Origin of the sequence: Streptomyces actuosus (assembly GCF_016921115.1) — a bacterium.
GTDB lineage: Bacteria > Actinomycetota > Actinomycetes > Streptomycetales > Streptomycetaceae > Streptomyces > Streptomyces actuosus_A.
In genome coordinates this window covers 182,585-200,131 of record NZ_JAFFZS010000013.1, presented here as the reverse complement: position 1 = coordinate 200,131, position 17,547 = coordinate 182,585, and the positions used below count along the sequence as shown (strand labels likewise).

16 protein-coding genes are annotated in these 17,547 nt (G+C 73.7%); all 16 read left to right on the top strand.

The window, feature by feature from the left end; genetic code table 11:
• Positions 1-518: acetyl-CoA carboxylase biotin carboxyl carrier protein subunit (locus JS756_RS18700; RefSeq protein WP_205384246.1), on the top strand; the 518-nt coding region annotated here is incomplete at its 5' end.
• Positions 519-523: 5 nt separating this feature from the next.
• Positions 524-1,489: a questin oxidase family protein gene (locus tag JS756_RS18695; RefSeq protein WP_205384245.1), complete on the top strand. Its 966-nt coding sequence runs from the start codon at positions 524-526 to the stop codon at positions 1,487-1,489.
• A gap of 135 nt (positions 1,490-1,624) precedes the next feature.
• Positions 1,625-3,091, top strand: a complete 1,467-nt coding sequence (locus JS756_RS18690; protein ID WP_205384244.1) for an FAD-dependent monooxygenase — start codon at positions 1,625-1,627, stop codon at positions 3,089-3,091.
• Between the two features lie 90 nt (positions 3,092-3,181).
• Positions 3,182-3,511 carry a TcmI family type II polyketide cyclase gene (locus JS756_RS18685; RefSeq protein ID WP_205384243.1) on the top strand — a complete coding sequence of 110 codons (330 nt, stop codon included), beginning with the start codon at positions 3,182-3,184 and terminating at the stop codon, positions 3,509-3,511.
• Positions 3,508-4,779 (top strand): beta-ketoacyl-[acyl-carrier-protein] synthase family protein, encoded by a 1,272-nt coding sequence (locus JS756_RS18680; RefSeq protein ID WP_205384242.1) that lies wholly within the window; start codon positions 3,508-3,510, stop codon positions 4,777-4,779. The genes JS756_RS18685 and JS756_RS18680 overlap by 4 nt, the downstream gene beginning before the upstream one ends.
• Positions 4,776-5,996, top strand: a complete 1,221-nt coding sequence (locus tag JS756_RS18675; RefSeq protein WP_205384241.1) for a ketosynthase chain-length factor — start codon at positions 4,776-4,778, stop codon at positions 5,994-5,996. The genes JS756_RS18680 and JS756_RS18675 overlap by 4 nt, the downstream gene beginning before the upstream one ends.
• Before the next feature lie 529 nt (positions 5,997-6,525).
• Positions 6,526-6,798, top strand: a complete 273-nt coding sequence (locus JS756_RS18670; protein WP_205384240.1) for an acyl carrier protein — start codon at positions 6,526-6,528, stop codon at positions 6,796-6,798.
• Between the two features lie 365 nt (positions 6,799-7,163).
• Entirely contained in the window at positions 7,164-7,949 is a 786-nt protein-coding gene (fabG, locus tag JS756_RS18665) for a 3-oxoacyl-ACP reductase FabG (protein WP_205384239.1), read from the top strand.
• A 42-nt stretch (positions 7,950-7,991) separates the two neighbouring features.
• Positions 7,992-8,939, top strand: a complete 948-nt coding sequence (locus tag JS756_RS18660) for an aromatase/cyclase (RefSeq protein WP_205384238.1) — start codon at positions 7,992-7,994, stop codon at positions 8,937-8,939.
• Between the two features lie 3 nt (positions 8,940-8,942).
• Positions 8,943-11,636 (top strand): SDR family oxidoreductase, encoded by a 2,694-nt coding sequence (locus JS756_RS18655; RefSeq protein WP_307790764.1) that lies wholly within the window; start codon positions 8,943-8,945, stop codon positions 11,634-11,636.
• A gap of 4 nt (positions 11,637-11,640) precedes the next feature.
• The gene (locus tag JS756_RS18650) at positions 11,641-13,113 is read left to right on the top strand and encodes an MFS transporter (RefSeq protein WP_205384237.1); all 1,473 of its coding nucleotides are present in this window, start codon (positions 11,641-11,643) and stop codon (positions 13,111-13,113) included.
• Positions 13,114-13,463: 350 nt separating this feature from the next.
• A complete protein-coding gene (locus JS756_RS18645) occupies positions 13,464-13,913 on the top strand; it encodes an acyl carrier protein (RefSeq protein ID WP_205384236.1) in 450 nt (149 codons plus the stop codon).
• Positions 13,910-14,776 carry a 4'-phosphopantetheinyl transferase family protein gene (locus JS756_RS18640; RefSeq protein ID WP_307790762.1) on the top strand — a complete coding sequence of 289 codons (867 nt, stop codon included), beginning with the start codon at positions 13,910-13,912 and terminating at the stop codon, positions 14,774-14,776. The genes JS756_RS18645 and JS756_RS18640 overlap by 4 nt, the downstream gene beginning before the upstream one ends.
• Before the next feature lie 7 nt (positions 14,777-14,783).
• Positions 14,784-16,433: an acyl-CoA carboxylase subunit beta gene (locus JS756_RS18635; RefSeq protein WP_205384235.1), complete on the top strand. Its 1,650-nt coding sequence runs from the start codon at positions 14,784-14,786 to the stop codon at positions 16,431-16,433.
• Complete coding sequence (locus JS756_RS18630) at positions 16,430-16,669, top strand: acyl-CoA carboxylase epsilon subunit (protein ID WP_307790760.1); 240 nt, start codon at positions 16,430-16,432, stop codon at positions 16,667-16,669. The genes JS756_RS18635 and JS756_RS18630 overlap by 4 nt, the downstream gene beginning before the upstream one ends.
• A gap of 270 nt (positions 16,670-16,939) precedes the next feature.
• Positions 16,940-17,518: a nuclear transport factor 2 family protein gene (locus tag JS756_RS18625; RefSeq protein ID WP_205384234.1), complete on the top strand. Its 579-nt coding sequence runs from the start codon at positions 16,940-16,942 to the stop codon at positions 17,516-17,518.
• Positions 17,519-17,547: the final 29 nt, after the last annotated feature.

Sequence of the window (17,547 nt, the reverse complement as noted above, 5' to 3'; positions counted from 1 at the left end):
ACCGCACCGTGGTCACCGACCCCGCCTTCGCACCCGAACTCACCGGCTCGGACGAGCCCTTCACGGTCCACACCCGCTGGATCGAGACCGAGTTCGTCAACGACATCACCCCCTTCGCCGCCCCCGCACCGGACCAGGAGGAGACGGCGGACCGGGAGCGGGTCGTCGTCGAGGTCGGCGGCCACCGGCTCGAAGTGACGCTGCCCGCGTCCCTCGGCGTGGCACCCGAGCGGCAGCTCGGTCTCGTCGGCGCCGCCGCCCGGCCCCGCCGCCGCAGCGGCGGCACGGGGGCGGCCGCATCCGGCGACACCCTGGCCTCCCCGATGCAGGGCACCGTCGTCAAGGTCGCCGTCGAGGAGGGCGTCCGGGTCGAGAAGGGCGACCTGGTCGTCGTCCTGGAGGCCATGAAGATGGAGCAGCCGCTCACCGCCCACAAGTCCGGCACCGTCACCGGGCTCACCGCAGAGGTGGGCCTGGCGCTCTCCTCCGGTGCCGCCGTCTGCGACATCAAGGACTGATCCACGTGGCAGCACTCACCTACTCCGACGCCGTGAGCGAGGCCCTGACGCGGCTGCGCTCCGTGGGCTTCGAGCACGGCCGGAGCTTCGTCAACCACGCCCCGATGGCCGCCGAGGCCATGGCCCACATGGGATACGCCGACGAGGTGCCCGGGTGGGTCGACCGCAACCTGCGCAGCCGCTCCTACCACGACGTGCCCGAACGACGCTGGGCCATCGACCCCACCGACCCCGCCGACTGGCAGGCGGCGCTCGGCGAGTTCGCCCGGGTCGCCGACTGGACCGCGCTGTTCGAGCGTGAGCTGGCCTACGCCCCCTGGACCGAGGTGCTCGCCCACTGGTGGCCGCGCCTGCTGCCCGGCATGTCGGGCATGCTGACGCACGGGGTGATCCGCACCGCGCACGCCGTGCGTGCCGTGGTCGCGGCCGGCGACGACAACCGGCTGCAGCTGGGCGAGCTGGCCCAGGGGCTCGGCTACTGGGCCGCCCGCCACTCCACCCGCGGCGTCCCCGTGGACCCCGGTGGAGGCGACGCCGAGGACGTCCGCGACGACGACGGGCGCGACCCGGCCGCGCGGGCCCTGGACGAACTGGTCGCCGAGTACTCCGGCGTCTACGCCACCGTCGCCCAGCACAACCCGATCCCGCTGATCCACGCGGTGACCGGGCCCGCCGCCGTACGGCTGGTGGTCGAGCACCTGCCGCCGGCCCAGCGCTGGCCGTCGTACCGGACCGCCCGGGCCGTCAGCCGCACCATGCTCGACTGGTTCCATGCCGCTCCGCGGCCGGCCGCCCCGCTGCCCGAGGCGCCGGACGTGGACGAGGTCTTCGCGGACGCCGTGCAGATCGGCGACGAGCACACCATCAAGCTCGCCGAGGTCGCCGTCCGCCACGACGGGTACGCCCCCGACCCGCGGCACGCCGCTGCGGCGCACGTGGCCAACCAGGCCATCGGGCGCCTGTACCTGTGAGCCCCGATCCCTGCCCGTTTCTTCCCGTGAGGCCCACCCCCCGGCCCCTCCGCCGCGAGCCCCGCCCGGGTGAGGCCCACCCTCTCTGACCCGTTCCTTCCCCGCCCGGAGGGCGGGTTGTTCCCGAGGAGTGTCATGGACGCACAAGTCATCGTCGTGGGCGCCGGCCCGGCCGGCATGATGCTCGCCGGCGAGCTCAGGCTGGCGGGCGTCGACGTCGTCGTTCTGGAGAAGCTGGCCGCGCGCACCGGCGAGTCGCGCGGCCTCGGTTTCACCGCCCGCACCATGGAGGTGTTCGACCAGCGCGGCCTGCTGCCCCGCTTCGGCGACATCGAGGTCAGCAACGTGGGCCACTTCGGCGGCCTGCCGGTGGACTTCGGCGTCCTCGACGGAGCCCACCAGGCCGCCAAGACCATCCCGCAGTCCGCCACCGAGACGGTGCTGGAGGAGTGGGCCACGCAGCTCGGCGCGGACATCCGGCGCAGCCACGAGGTGCTGTCCGTCAAGGAGAAGGAGGACAGCGTCGAGGTCGAGGTCCGCGGTCCCGAGGGCGAGCACCGGCTGCGCGCCGAGTACCTCGTCGGCTGCGACGGCGGCCGCTCCACCATCCGCAAGGCGGTCGGCTTCGACTTCCCCGGCACGACCGCCACGCTGGAGATGTTCCTCGCCGACGTGCGCGGCATCCAGCTGGAGCCCCGGATGATCGGCGAGACCCTGCCCGGTGGCATGGTCATGGTCGGCCCGCTGCCCGGCGGCATCACCCGGCTCATCGTCTGCGAGCGCGGCACCCCGCCGCAGCGCCGGGAGAAGCCGCCGACGTGGGAGGAGGTCGCCGCGGCCTGGCAGCGGCTGACCGGTGACGACATCTCGCACGCCGAACCGGTGTGGGTGTCCTCCTTCGGCGACGCGACCCGCCAGGTCACCGAGTACCGGCGCGGCCGGGTCTTCCTCGCCGGCGACTCCGCCCACATCCACCTGCCGGCCGGCGGGCAGGGCATGAACACCAGCATCCAGGACGCGGTGAACCTCGGCTGGAAGCTCGGCGCGGTCGTCCGCGGCCGGGCCCCCGAGGCCCTGCTCGACACCTACCACGGCGAACGCCACCCGGTGGGCCGACGACTGCTGATGAACACCCAGGCCCAGGGCCTGCTGTTCCTGTCCGGGCCGGAGGTGCAGCCGCTGCGCGACGTCCTGAACGAGCTGATCCGCTACCCGGAGGTCAGCCGCCACTTCGCCGCGATGGTCTCCGGCCTGGAGATCCACTACGACGTCGACGGCGGCCCCCACCCGCTGCTCGGCCGCAGGCTGCCGGACGTCGCCCTCACCGGCCACAAGCTGGTGTCCTCCAGCACCGAGGCCCTGCGTGCGGGGCGCGGCGTGCTGCTGGACCTCGCCGGCAACGAGCGGTTGCGGGACCGCGCGTATCCGTGGTGGGACCGGGTCGACGTCGTCTCCGCCACGCCCGTCCTTCCCGAAGGCAGCGTGCTGCAGGGCACCACCGCCGTCCTCGTCCGGCCCGACGGCTACGTGGCCTGGGCGGCGCCGGGCAGCCATGCCGATCTGCCGATGGCGCTGGAGCGCTGGTTCGGCCCGGCCCGCTGACACCGCTCGCCGGCGCGGTCCTCCTGCGCTCTTCGCCGGCACCGCCCGACGACACCCGCGCTGCCCCTGCGTTCCCTTTAAGGAGACCCCATGCACAGCACGCTGATCGTCGCCCGGATGGACCCGGGCAGCAGCGAGGAAGTGGCCCGGCTGTTCCGGGAGTTCGACGGTACCGACATGCCGCACCTGATGGGCACCCGGCGCCGGCAGCTCTTCGCCTACCGCGGGCTCTACTTCCACCTCCAGGACTTCGACACCGACAACGGCGGCGAGCTGATCGAGGCGGCCAAGACCGACCCGCGCTTCGTGCAGATCAGCGACGACCTGAAGCCGTTCGTCCAGGCGTACGACCCTGCCACCTGGCGGTCCCCCGCCGACGCGGTCGCCACGCGCTTCTACGACTGGGAGGGCCGGGCGTGAGTGCCAGGCGGGTGGTCATCACCGGAGTCGGCGTCACCGCTCCCGGCGGCGTGGGCACCAAGAACTTCTGGAACCTGCTCAGCGAGGGCCGCACGGCCACGCGGGGCATCACCTTCTTCGACCCCTCCTCCTTCCGGTCCCGGGTCGCCGCCGAGATCGACTTCGATCCGGAGGAGCACGGCCTGAGCCCCCAGGAGATCCGCCGCATGGACCGGGCGGCCCAACTGGCCGTGGTCAGCGCCCGCGAGGCCCTCGCCGACAGCGGCCTGGACCTGTCCGGCGCAGACCCCCACCGCGTCGGCGTCACCCTCGGCAGCGCGGTCGGCGCCACCATGGGCCTCGACCAGGAGTACCGGGTCGTCAGCGACGGCGGCCGGCTGGACCTGGTCGACCACACCTACGCGGTGCCGCATCTGTACAACTACCTCGTGCCCAGCTCCTTCGCCGCCGAGGTGGCGTGGGCGGTGGGTGCCGAGGGCGCCACCACCGTCGTCTCCACGGGCTGCACCTCCGGCCTGGACTCCGTCGGGCACGCCGTGGAGCTGATCCGCGAGGGCTCGGCCTGCGCCATGGTGGCCGGGGCGACCGACGCCCCGATCTCCCCCATCACCCTGGCCTGCTTCGACGCGATCAAGGCCACCACCCCGCGCAACGACGACCCCGAGCACGCCTCACGCCCCTTCGACGGCACCCGCAACGGGTTCGTGCTCGGCGAGGGCTCGGCGATGTTCGTCCTGGAGGAGCTGGAGAGCGCCAGGGCGCGCGGTGCGCACATCTACGCCGAGATCGCCGGATACGCCTCCCGCTGCAACGCCTTCCACATGACCGGACTGCGCCCCGACGGCCTGGAGATGGCCGAGGCCATCTCCGTCGCCCTGGACGAGGCACGGCTCGGCCCCGAGGGCATCGACTACATCAACGCGCACGGCTCCGGCACCAAGCAGAACGACCGGCACGAGACGGCCGCCTTCAAGAAGAGCCTCGGCGACCACGCCTACCGGACCCCGGTCTCCTCCATCAAGTCGATGGTCGGGCACTCGCTCGGCGCGATCGGCTCGATCGAGATCGCCGCGTCCGTCCTCGCCATGGAGCACAACGTCGTGCCCCCGACGGCGAACCTGCACACCCCCGACCCCGAGTGCGACCTGGACTACGTGCCGCTCACCGCGCGTGAGCACCGCACGGACGCGGTACTGACCGTCGGCAGCGGGTTCGGCGGCTTCCAGAGCGCGATGGTGCTCGCCCGACCGGAGAGGAGCGCCGCATGAGCACGTCCACCCCGCGGACCGTCGTGACGGGTCTGGGCGTCGCCGCCCCGAACGGCCTCGGGACGGCGGACTACTGGGCGGCCACCCGCTCCGGCAAGAGCGGCATCGCCCGCATCACCCGCTTCGACCCGTCCGGCTACCCGTCCAAGCTGGCCGGACAGGTGCCCGGCTTCAACGCCGCCGACCATCTGCCCAACCGGCTGCTGTCGCAGACCGATCACATGACCCGGCTCGCGCTGGTCGCCACCGACTGGGCGCTGGCCGACGCCGGTGTCGACCCCACCGAGGTGCCCGCGTACGACATGGGTGTCGTCACCGCCAGCTCCTCCGGCGGCTTCGAGTTCGGTCAGGGCGAGCTGCAGCGGCTCTGGAGCCAGGGCAGCCAGTACGTCTCGGCATACCAGTCCTTCGCCTGGTTCTACGCGGTCAACAGCGGTCAGATCTCCATCCGCAACGGCATGAAGGGCCCCAGCGGCGTGGTCGTCTCCGACCAGGCCGGCGGGCTGGACGCGCTGGCCCACGCCCGCCGCCAGATCCGCAAGGGCACCCAGCTCGTCGTCTCCGGCGCGATCGACGCCTCCATCTGCCCCTGGGGCTGGGCGGCCCAGCTCGCCGGCGGCCGGCTGGCCACCTCGGAGGAGCCCGACCGGGCCTACCTGCCCTTCGACGCCGCGGCCCGCGGGCACGTGCCCGGTGAGGGCGGCGCCATCCTCATCCTGGAGTCCGACGCGTCGGCCGCCCGCCGTGGCGCCCACGTCTACGGCGAGATCGCCGGCTACGGCGCCACCTTCGACCCGGCGCCCGGTGTCGGCCGTCCGCCCGGCCTCCGCAAGGCCGTCGAACTCGCCCTCGCCGACGCGGGCGTGGACGCCGGTGACGTCGACGTCGTCTTCGCCGACGCCGCGGCGGTGCCCGAGCTGGACCGGTCCGAGGCGGAGGCGATCAGCGCCGTCTTCGGCCCGCACGGCGTGCCGGTGACCGCTCCCAAGACGATGACCGGCCGCCTCTACTCGGGCGCGGCCCCGCTCGACGTGGCGACGGCCCTCCTCGCCCTCCGCGACGGCGTCGTCCCCGCCACCACCAACGTCGACCCCGACCTCTCCTACGACCTCGACCTCGTCACCGGCGAGCCCCGCGTCACGGAGGTCCGCACGGCCCTGGTCCTGGCCCGGGGCCACGCGGGCTTCAACTCGGCGGTCGTGGTCAGGGCGGCGTAGCCCCGGCCACGGCCGGCCCCGGCCCCCACCGCGGGCGATGCCCGCGGTCGCGCCCCGGTGTGTGCGCCGGTACGGCGGGTGTCGTCCGGAGCCCGGCCCCCGGGCGGTGCGCTGCCGGGCCCCGACTCCCGGTGGCGTGCCGCCGGATCCTGACGTCCGGTGGTGCGCTGCCGGGGTACGGCTTCGGGCGGTGCCGTCGGCCCGCTCGCCGGGCCGCTCGCCTTTCGGGACCCGTTTCGGAGGCGCTCCTTCCGGGACCGGGTCCCGGGGCGTGCCCCTTTCCGGGGCCGGTCCCGCTCTCGCCTTGTCCGGAACGGCACGGCCCGCCCCCCTCGCACACCCTCACGGCACGGCCCGCCGCCGGCCCCTGCCGGGGCTGCCGACGGGGCCGGCCGTCCCTCAACGCGCCCGTCCGCCCGGCCCGCTCCGTCTCTCCCACGCCGGGGCCGGGCGGCGGGCGTTGCTCATGTCCGGTGCCCCGGGAGGCCTTCCGGGGCACCGGACCTCCAGAAGAGAAAGGACATGCATCGTGGCCACCCAGCCCTTCACCCTCGACGACCTCAAGCGCATCCTGCTGGAGGCCGCCGGGGCGGACGAGAACGTCGACCTCGACGGGGACATCCTCGACACCGACTTCGAGGAACTCAGTTACGAGTCGCTGGCCATCCTCGAGACCTGCGGCCGGATCGAGCGCGAGTACGGCATAGCGCTCGACGACACCGTGGTGACCGAGGCCAAGACGCCCCGCGCCCTGCTCGAGGTGGTCAACACCCAGCTGGCCGACGTGGCGACCGCGGCCTGATCCCCACCCGAACCCGGGCCGTCGACCCCCGTTCCCGGGCCGGTCGACCCCCTGTCCCGGGCTGACCCATGCCTGAACGCGGGCTGATCCAGGCCCGGTTCCGGCACGCGTCCCGGCCGTACCAAGCCCCGGATCCCCACGGCAGTGCCGTCCGGGCCGACGCCGAGTCGGCGCAGAGCCGTCGTCGTGCCGGGGACCGGCCGCCGGACCCCCGCGGCACCGCCGCCGCACGGCGACCACCTCGGCACCCCCTGGGCCGCCGGTGCCCGCTTCGCCCTCCGGAAGTCGGCACCGGCGGCCTCACCCGGCATCCGGCCCCGCCCGGATCCGGCCCCGCAGACACACGCCTACAAGGAGCAGCAGTCATGTCCGACAAGCACCAGCGGGTCGCCCTCGTCTCCGGGGCCACCAGCGGAATCGGCCTCGCCGTGGCCCGGCTGCTGGCCGAGCAGGGCCACCGGGTCTTCATCGGCTCCCGCGACCCCGAGAACGTCGCCACCACCGTCAAGGAACTGCGCGCCGAGGGCCTGGAGGTCGACGGCAGCACCCTCGACGTGCGTTCGGCGCTGTCCATCGACAACTTCGTGACGGCCGCCGTGGAGCGTTACGGCACCGTCGACGTCCTGGTCAACAACGCGGGCCGGTCCGGTGGCGGCGTCACCGCGGACCTCGACGACGAACTGTGGTACGACGTCGTCGAGACCAACCTCAACAGCGTCTTCCGGCTCACCCGCGCCGCCCTCAACATCGGCGGCATGCGCCACAAGGACCGCGGTCGGATCATCAACATCGCCTCCACGGCCGGCAAGCAGGGCGTGGTCCTCGGCGCCCCCTACTCCGCCTCCAAGCACGGCGTGGTCGGGTTCACCAAGGCCCTCGGCAACGAACTCGCCCCCACCGGTATCACCGTCAACGCGGTCTGCCCCGGCTACGTCGAGACCCCGATGGCCCAGCGGGTCCGCGCCGGCTACGCCGCCGCCTACGACACCACCGAGGACGCCATCCTCGACAAGTTCACCGCGAAGATCCCCCTCGGCCGTTACTCCACCCCCGAGGAGGTCGCCGGCCTGGTCGGCTACCTGGCCTCCGACACCGCCGCCTCCATCACCGCCCAGGCCCTCAACGTCTGCGGCGGCCTCGGCAACTTCTGACGACCGGCCGGCACCCCCCGTACCCCTGCGAGGAGTTCACCCATGTCCGCATCCCAGCCGCGGGAAGTCGAGCACGAGATCACGGTCTCGGCGCCGGCCGCCGAGGTCTACCGGCTCATCGCCGAGGTGGCGAACTGGCCCCGGATCTTCCCCCCGACCATCTACGTCGACCACCTGGAGCGCTCCGGCAACGAGGAGCTGATCCGCATCTGGGCCACCGCCAACGGCGAGCCCAAGAGCTGGACCTCGCGCCGCGTCCTGGACCCCCAGGGCCTGCGGATCACCTTCCGCCAGCAGGTCTCCACCCCGCCGGTCGCGAGCATGGGCGGCACCTGGATCATCGAGCCGCTCGACGACACCAGCGCCCGCATCCGCCTGCTCCACGACTACACCGCCGTCGACGACGACCCCGAGGGCCTCGCCTGGATCGACGAGGCCGTCGACCGCAACTCCCGCTCGGAGCTCGCGGCGCTGAAGACCAACGTCGAACTCGCGGCCGCGTCCGAGGAGCTGACGTTCTCCTTCGAGGACACCGTCGAGGTCGACGGCTCCGCCAAGGACCTCTACGACTTCGTCAACGAGGCCGGCCTGTGGTCCGAGCGGCTGCCGCACGTGGCGACGGTGCGGCTGACCGAGGACACCCCGGGGCTGCAGGAGCTGGAGATGGACACCCGGGCCAAGGACGGCTCCACGCACACCACCAAGTCGTACCGGGTCTGCCTGGACGGCCGGAAGATCGCCTACAAACAGACCACCCTGCCGGCCCTGATGAACCTGCACACCGGCTACTGGACCTTCCGCGAGACCGAGGACGGCACCACCCTCGCCTCCTCGCAGCACACCGTCGTGCTGCGCCCCGAGAACATCCGGAAGATCCTCGGGGCCGAGGCGGGCGTGGCCGAAGCCAGGGAGTACGTGCGCACCGCGCTGAGCACCAACAGCCGCGCCACTCTCGGGCACGCCAAGGCGTACGCCGAAGCGAGGCGCTGACCCGTGGCCGGGACCGGCGCTGTCGATACGCACGTCGTCGTGGTCGGCGCCGGACCCGTCGGGCTGATGCTCGCCGGGGAACTGCGGCTCGGCGGCGCCGCCGTGGTGGTGCTGGAGCGGCTCGACGCCCCGACGACGGAATCACGTGCGTCCACGCTGCACGCGCGCACCATGGAGATCCTCGGCCAGCGCGGACTGCTCGACGGCTCCGCCGCCGGTCTCGGCGGTGGCGCGGGCCGCGACGGTCGCAGCGGCGGTGACGCCGGCGGTGGCGGCGGGACCATCGCGTTCGGTGATCCGCTGCCGCCGCGTGAACCGAAGGGGCACTTCGGCGGACTGCCGATGGACCTGACGCTGCCCAGCGCCTTTCCGGGGCAGTGGAAGGTGCCGCAGACCCGCACCGAGGAGATCCTCGGCGCCTGGGCGGCCCGGCTCGGCGCACGGGTACTGCGCGGCCACCGCGTCACCGGCCTGAGCCGCCACCGGGACCGGGTCACGGTCACCGCCGAGCACGCCGGGCGCCGCCGGGAGTTCACCGCGCTGTACGTCGTCGGATGCGACGGCGAGCACTCCGACGTGCGGCGGCTGGCCGGGATCGCCTTCCCCGGCAACGACGCCGAACGCGAACTGATCCGCGCCGACGTCGACGGCATCGACATCCGGGGCCGGCGCTTCGAACGGCTGCCGAACGGCCTCGCGATCGCCGCCCGCCGGGGCGACGGCGTCACCCGCGTCATGGTCCACCGGTTCGGGACCCCTCCGCGCGGCGCGGGCGAGGCACGGTTCGCCGACATCGTCTCCGCCTGGCGGGACGTCACCGGCGAGGACGTCTCCCACGGCACCCCCCTGTGGGTGAACTCGTTCGGCGACGCCTCCCGGCAGGCCGAGCACTACCGTGACGGGCGCGTGCTGCTCGCCGGGGACGCCGCCCACCAGCAGATGCCGATCGGCGGGCAGGCCCTCAACCTCGGCCTCCAGGACGCGGTCAACCTCGGCTGGAAACTCGCCGCGACCGTACGCGGGCGTGCCCCGGACGGGCTGCTCGACACCTACCACCGGGAGCGGCACGCCGTGGGCCGCCGCGTCCTGTCCAACATCCGCGCACAGGCCCGGCTCCTGCTCGGCGGGCCGGAGGTGGAGGCCCTGCGCACCGTGATCGGCGAGCTGACCGCCCACGAGCCGGTGCGGGCGCACCTGGCCGGGATGATCAGCGGACTGGACGTACTGCACGGCGCGGACGGCGCCCAGGACGCGCCCGCCATGCGCGGGGCGGGCGCTCCGGCCGGCGCGGGACGCGCAGCCGGGGCCCGTGAAACAGGCGGCACGAACGGCGCGCGCCGCGCCGGTAGCGCCGATGGTGCGCGCGGTTCCGACCGCGTGCGCGACGGGCACACGGCGCGCAACGCGATCCAGGAGCGCTCGCTCGTCGGTGCGCGTCTGCCCGAGGCGCCGCTGACGGACGTCGCGGGCGCCGCCGCCGGCACCACGCTCCAACTGCTGCGTCCCGCGCGCGCCGTCCTGCTCGTGCTGACCGCCGACGCCACCCGGCGTGCACGCCTCGCGGAGGCGGCCGCCGACTGGTCGGGCGCCGTCGATGTGGTGACGGCCCGCCTCGGTGCCCCCGACGCAGGCGCGCTGCTCACCGGTGTCGCCGCCCTCCTCGTACGTCCCGACGGGTACATCGCGTGGGCGGGCGACGTACCGGACGGCCTCCACGAGGCGCTCGCGCGATGGTTCACGCCCGGCGCCCCCGCCACCGAGCAGGCGCTCGACGCATCGTCCACGCCGAGCGCTTCGGCGCGCACGCACGCGCGTGACAAGCATGTGAGGGCTCCCGCGGACGGCGCGCATCCGCGGACCCCACGCCGCTCCGGCACGCACGACAGCCCACTGCACACCCACACGCAACCCATCGGCAGGACCAGGAGAAGGAACATGGGCAACCTGACCGGCAAGACCGCGCTCGTCACGGGCGCCAGCCGAGGCATGGGCCGGGCCACCGCCGAGCGGCTGGCCCGGGACGGCGCGCTCGTCGCCGTGCACTACGGCACCAACGAGGAGGCGGCGGCCGAGGTGGTCGCCGGGATCGAGCAGGACGGCGGGCGGGCGTTCGCCGTACGGGCCGAACTCGGCGCACCCGGTGACGTGCACGAGCTGTTCCTCGCGCTGGAGGAGGGCCTGAAGGAGCGCACCGGCTCCACCGAACTGGACATCCTGGTCAACAACGCCGGCGTGATGGGCGGGGTGAAGCCGGAGGACACCACGCCGGAGCAGTTCGACCGGATCGTCGCTGTGAACGCCAAGGCGCCGTTCTTCATCATCCAGCGGGCGCTGGCGAACATGCCCGACGGCGGCCGGATCGTGAACATCTCCTCCGGCCTGACCCGGTTCGCCAACCCCGACGAGATCGCGTACGCGATGAGCAAGGGCGCCGTCGAGCAGCTCGCGCTGCACTTCGCCAAGGCGCTCGGCCCGCGCGGCATCACCGTCAACAGCGTCGCCCCCGGCATCACCCGCAACGGCAACCCTGTCTTCGACATGCCGGAAGCGGTGGAGGCGATGGCGGCACTGTCGACGTTCAACCGTGTCGGGGAGCCCAGCGACGTCGCCGACGTCGTGGCCTTCCTCGTCTCCGACGACGCGCGCTGGGTCACCGGCTCCTTCGTGGACGCCAGCGGCGGCACCCTCCTGGGCTGACGCCATGGCCGGGACACATCCGTCGCCCATGGCCGGCCCGGCCCAGGAGCGGTTCGGCCCCCGGCTGTGGGGTCTGCTGCTCGTCCTGGCCGGCAACATGCTCATCGACGCGCTCGAAGTGTCCGTGGCGGTCGTGGCGCTGCCCTCGATCGGCACGGACCTCGGGTTGGCGCCGACCGGCGCGCAGTGGGCCATGACCGGCTTCGCCGTCGGCTTCGGCGGGCTGATGCTCTTCGGCGCCCGGGTGGTCGCCCTGCTGGGCCGCCGCCGGGTCTACCTGGGGGCGCTGCTCGGCTTCGCCGCGGCCTCGCTGCTCAGCGCAGTCGCCCAGGAGCCGTGGCTGCTGGTGGCCACCCGGCTGGCCAAGGGGTTCTGCGCCGCGCTGACGGCGCCCACCGGGCTCGCCATCATCTCCACCGCCTTCCCCGAGGGGCGGGCCCGCGCCCGTGCCGTCTCGGTCTACACGCTCTTCGGCGCGGGCGGTTTCACCGCGGGACTGCTGCTGTCCGGCTGGCTGACCGGGCACACCTGGCGGCTGGCGTTCGCCTTCCCGGCGCCGGTCGTGCTGGTGCTGTTCGCCTTCGGGCTGCGGCTCATCCCCGAGCAGACCGCGTCCCCGGGCACGCCCCGGCGCTACGACGTGCTCGGCGCTGCCGCGTTCACCGGCGCCCTGCTCGCCCTCGTGTCCGGCATCACCGCGCTCCCCGGACGCGGCCTCGGCGACCCGCGAGCCGTCGGGCCGCTGGCTGCCGCGGCCGGGCTGCTGGTGCTGTTCGTGCTGGTGGAACGGGGCGCGGCCGACCCGCTGGTGGACCTGCGCCCGCTGCGCAGCCCGGCGCTGAGACGTGCGGCGCTGGGCGCGGCCTGCCTCAACGGCTCCTATCTGGGCCTGCTGTTCGTGCTGACGTACCAGATGCAGACCGTCGCCGGCTGGTCGCCGCTGACGAGCGCGCTGGCGCTCGTGCCGGCCGCGGCCCCGCCGGCGCTCACCGCGCTGTCCGCGGGACGGCTGGTGGCCCGGTTCGGTGCCCCGCGTCTCATCGCGGGGGGCGCCGCCTGCGCGTTCACCGGGTACCTCCTGCAACTGCGGCCGTCCTGGCCGCTGGACTACACCGGACGGATACTGCCGACGCTGCTGCTGGTGGGCGCCGGGTTCGTGCTGTCGTTCGCCGCGCTGAACATGCGGGCGACGTCCCAGTCGGCCCCCGCCGAACGCGGCGCGGCCAGCGGCCTGTACCAGACGGCCGTACAGCTCGCCGCGGCCGTCGCGGTCGCCGCCGTCGCCGCGCTGCTCGCCGCCGGGGACCCCGGCACGACGCCGGCACAGGCAGTGGCCGCATGCAGGTCGGCCCTGGTCCTGGTGGCCGTGCTCGGCGGGGCCGGGCTGCTGGTCGGGTTCACGGGGCTGACCCGGTCCGGCACCTCGGCCGCGCCCTCCACCACACCCGACGGCGCCCCGCGCGCCCCGCGTCCCTGACGCGGCGACACCCGCGGCGCCGTCGGCCCCTTCCGCCCCTGCGGCCCCCGGCGTTTCCGGAGCGTCGTGGGCGTCCGCGGTGTCCTGGGCGTTCGCCCGCCGCAGGACCCCGCGGCGCCACCGGCTTCCGGCATCGCCCCGGCCCGCCGTACCACGCGATCCCCCTGCGCCCGAGGCGCTCCGGCGCCACCCCTGGCTGCCCGTGCGCCTCGGGACCCTGCCGTGCCCCGGATCCCGCAACGCCCCGCGAGCCGCGGATCGCGTGCCCGCGGACTCTCCGGCACCGGTGGCCCCTCGGGAGCCCGCGGTGCTCCTCCTCCACCCCACACCTTTCCGACGGGGGAACTTCCATGGATCAGACAACGAAGACCTGGGTCTTCGACGATCTCGACGATCTGGACGACCCGGACTACGAGTTCGAACACGACTACGCCGTCGAGGTGCAGCCGCCGAGCCTGTCGCAGCTGGCCGCCTGCGGCCCGGCCGAGCGCACCCGCCTCATCGACGACTACGTGCGCGCCGAGCTCGCGCGCGTGCTGCGGGTCCCGCCGGACACCATCGACACCGCCGGCCGCCCCATGAACAGTCTCGGCATCGGATCCATCACCGGCCTGGAGCTCCAGCGCCGCATGGAGGCCGTCCTCAAGGTCGACGTCAACCTCAACATGCTGCTGCGCGCCAACAGCGCCGCCGAGCTCGTCGACTGCCTGGCCGGCCAGCTGGGCCCCGAGGACGACCCCCACAAGCACGGCGGACAGCGCGACCACCTCGTCTCGCACGACCTTCCGAGCACCAGGTGATCGGGGAGCTGGTGGCCCGCGGGGGCCCGAGGACGGCCGCGGCCGGGCTGCCGGACCCGGGACGGCTCGATGTGTGGCTGGTGCGCCGTCCCCGGCTGGAGACGGCCGCCGAACTGCTCGACCTGTCCGAACTCAGCGACGCGGAACGCCGGCGCACCGCATCCTTCGTGCGCCCCACGGACGGGATCACCTACGCCTCCGCGCACGTGGCGCTGCGCCGGCTGCTCGGCGGCTACCTGGGCCTGGCGCCGCAGGACGTGCCGTTCGTGCGGGAGCCCTGCCCCGGCTGCGCCAAGCCGCACGGCAGGCCCGCCGTGGCCCACCCCGATCCGCCGCTGCACTTCTCCCTGGCGCACAGCCACGGCATGGCCGTGGTCGCCGTCTCCCGCACCGTCATCGGCGTCGACGTCGAGCGACTGCCGCGGGACGAGACCGTCGAGGTGTGCGCCCCGGCGCTGCACCCGGGGGAGCAGGCCGAACTGGCGGGCCTGGACACCGAGGATCGGCGTGCCGCCTTCGGACGGATCTGGACCCGCAAGGAGGCCTACCTCAAGGCGCTGGGCACCGGGCTGTCCCGGGACCCCGCCCACGACTACCTGGGCGCCGACCCGCACCGCCGGCCCGACGGCTGGACGCTGCTGGACCTGCCGTCCGGTCCCCGGCACAACGCCGCCGTCGCGGTGCTCGGCGGACCGCCCACCCGGGTCGTGCTGCGCTGGCTGCCGCCGGACGCGCTGCACACCGGCGGCACGGTGGACCCGGAGGCCGATCAGCACGCGCTCCGGGAGGGCGGCCGGGAGACGGACCCGCACGGCGTGGACAGCGACGGCACGACCACCCTCGTACCCGACTGGGGAGCGTGAGGCACTCATGTCGACCGACCAGAAGGCCGGCACAGCCGAGCAGCCCGGGAAGACGGCTGCGGCCGCCGCCGACCGGCCGAGTCTGCACGACCGCGAGCACCGCGGCCAGTGGAGCGCCGCGGAGCGGCTGGAGGAACTCGGCCTGATCAAGGAGGCCGCCCGGCACGGCGATCCGCTGGCCACCGAACGCCAGCACGCCAAGGGCAAACTGACCGCGCACGAGCGGATCGAACTGCTGTTGGACGAAGGGTCCTTCACCGAGGTCGAGATGCTGCGCCGCCATCGGGCGACCGGCTTCGGGCTGGAGAAGAAACGTCCCTACACCGATGGCGTGATCACCGGTTGGGGCACCGTCCACGGCCGGACCGTGTTCGTGTACGCGCACGACTTCCGCATCTTCGGCGGAGCCCTCGGCGAGGCCCACGCCCAGAAGATCCACAAGATCATGGACATGGCCATGGCGGCGGGCGCTCCCCTCGTGTCCCTCAACGACGGAGCCGGCGCACGCATCCAGGAGGGTGTGTCCGCGCTCGCCGGCTACGGCGGCATCTTCCAGCGCAACACCCGGGCCTCGGGCGTCATCCCGCAGATCAGCGTCATGCTCGGCCCCTGTGCAGGCGGCGCCGCGTACTCGCCTGCACTCACCGACTTCGTCTTCATGGTCCGGGACATCGCCCAGATGTTCATCACCGGTCCCGACGTGGTCAAGGCCGTGACGGGCGAGGAGATCACCCAGAACGACCTCGGCGGCGCCGACGTCCACGCCACCACCTCGGGCGTCGCCCACTTCGCCTACGACGACGTCCGCACCTGCCTGGAGGACGTGCGCCACCTGATCTCCCTGCTGCCGTCCAACAACCGCGACCTCCCGCCGCGCGCCCCCGCCGGCGACCCGGCCGACCGGCGCACCGACCGGCTGCTGGAACTGGTCCCCGAGGACCCCAGCCGCGTCTACGACATCCGCGCCGTCATCGAGGAGGTCGTCGACGACGGCGACTGCTTCGAGGTCCACCCGGGCTGGGCGACCAACGTCGTGTGCGCCCTGTCCCGGCTCGACGGCGACGTCGTCGGCATCGTCGCCAACCAGCCCTCCTCCTACGCCGGGGTCCTCGACATCGACGCCAGCGAGAAGGCGGCGCGCTTCGTTCAGTTCTGCGACGCCTTCAACATCCCGCTGGTCACCCTGATCGACGTACCCGGCTTCCTGCCCGGCGTGGAGCAGGAGCACAACGGCATCATCCGGCGCGGCGCGAAGCTGCTCTACGCGTACTGCAACGCCACCGTGCCGCGCATCTCCCTGGTACTGCGCAAGGCCTACGGCGGCGCCTACATCGTCATGGACTCGCGGTCCATCGGCACCGACATGGCGCTGGCCTGGCCGTCCAACGAGATCGCCGTCATGGGCGCCGAGGGTGCGGCGAACGTCATCTTCCGCCGTGAGATCGCCGCCGCCGACGATCCCGAGGCCACCCGCGCACAGAAGATCAAGGAGTACCAGGCGGAGCTGATGCATCCCTACTACGCAGCCGAACGCGGCCTGATCGACGACGTGATCGATCCGCGGGACACCCGCCAGGCGCTGATCCGCGCACTGGCGATGCTGCGCAGCAAGCAGGCCGACCTGCCGTGCCGCAAGCACGGCAACCCGCCGCAGTGAGCGGGACGGACGGCGCGGGCGACGCCCTGGTCATCCAGGTCGTGAAGGGCCGGGCCGGCCCCGCCGAGATCGCCGCGCTGACCAGTGTGCTGCTCGCCCGCGCCGCCGCACTCGCCGCGGCGGGCCCCGGCCTGCAGGAACAGCCGCCGCCCACCGCCGCCTGGCGCCGCCCGGAACGCAACCAGCCCCACCGCGATCCCCGCGGCTGGCGCGTCGCGGGCAGCCGCGCGGCATAGGAACGCGGCGACGGCCGTGCGGGCGCCCGGGGACCGCACCCTCCGGCGGTACCCGGAGCCCACGGCCCCAACAGCCCGCACGGCCCCAACAGCCCGCAGAGCACCAACGGTCGGCACGGCCTCGACGGCCCGCAGAGCACCACCGGCCCGCACGGCCGGTGCCGCGCGCAGGGCCGGCACTCCTGCGGGCCGGCACAGCCCGAACGGCCCGACGGCCCGCCACGCTCGCACGGCCCGTACCGGCCGGCCAGGAAACGGAGCATCCTTCCCATGACCACCACCCCGTCCCTCGAAGCCCCGGACACCATCACCGTCCCGCGGGCCGAACTCGACGCTCTCCAGGCGCAACTGCGCGGTCTGATCGACCGGGCCGAGATCACCGACCTCATCGACCGGTACGTCACCCTGCTCGACACGCAGGACGACCACGGCTACGACGACACCTGGCCGCGCTCGGTCTTCACCGACGACTGCCGGCTGGAGTTCCCCGTCGGCACCGTGGAGGGCCGCCACACGGCCGCGGCCTTCCACTTCGACCGCAAGTCGCGGTTCGCCCGCACCCACCACCTGGCGTCCAACTACGGCATCCAGGTCGACGGCGACACCGCACGCGTCCGCGTCCACCTCTTCGCCTCGCACGTCCACCACGACGACGGCCCCGACCCCGGCGGCCGTTTCGACATCGGTGGCGTCGCCGAGGGCGAGGCGGTGCGCACCCCCGCCGGCTGGCTGCTGCGCCGCTGGCGGTTCCACCTGATGTGGTCGGACGGCGCCGGCCCGCGCCCGGGTCCCGATCCGCGTGCCCTGCGCAGCGCCCAGCCCCGTCCCCGGCCCCGACCCCAATCCTGACCGCGCACGTTCGACGAAGGGATGAGATC

Coding starts and splice junctions, on each gene's coding strand:
- JS756_RS18690 (WP_205384244.1), top strand. CDS start 1,625: ATGGACGCACAAGTCATCGTCGTGGGCGCCGGCCCGGCCGGCATGATG.
- JS756_RS18685 (WP_205384243.1), top strand. CDS start 3,182: ATGCACAGCACGCTGATCGTCGCCCGGATGGACCCGGGCAGCAGCGAG.
- JS756_RS18675 (WP_205384241.1), top strand. CDS start 4,776: ATGAGCACGTCCACCCCGCGGACCGTCGTGACGGGTCTGGGCGTCGCC.
- fabG (WP_205384239.1), top strand. CDS start 7,164: ATGTCCGACAAGCACCAGCGGGTCGCCCTCGTCTCCGGGGCCACCAGC.
- JS756_RS18660 (WP_205384238.1), top strand. CDS start 7,992: ATGTCCGCATCCCAGCCGCGGGAAGTCGAGCACGAGATCACGGTCTCG.
- JS756_RS18650 (WP_205384237.1), top strand. CDS start 11,641: ATGGCCGGGACACATCCGTCGCCCATGGCCGGCCCGGCCCAGGAGCGG.
- JS756_RS18645 (WP_205384236.1), top strand. CDS start 13,464: ATGGATCAGACAACGAAGACCTGGGTCTTCGACGATCTCGACGATCTG.
- JS756_RS18635 (WP_205384235.1), top strand. CDS start 14,784: ATGTCGACCGACCAGAAGGCCGGCACAGCCGAGCAGCCCGGGAAGACG.
- JS756_RS18625 (WP_205384234.1), top strand. CDS start 16,940: ATGACCACCACCCCGTCCCTCGAAGCCCCGGACACCATCACCGTCCCG.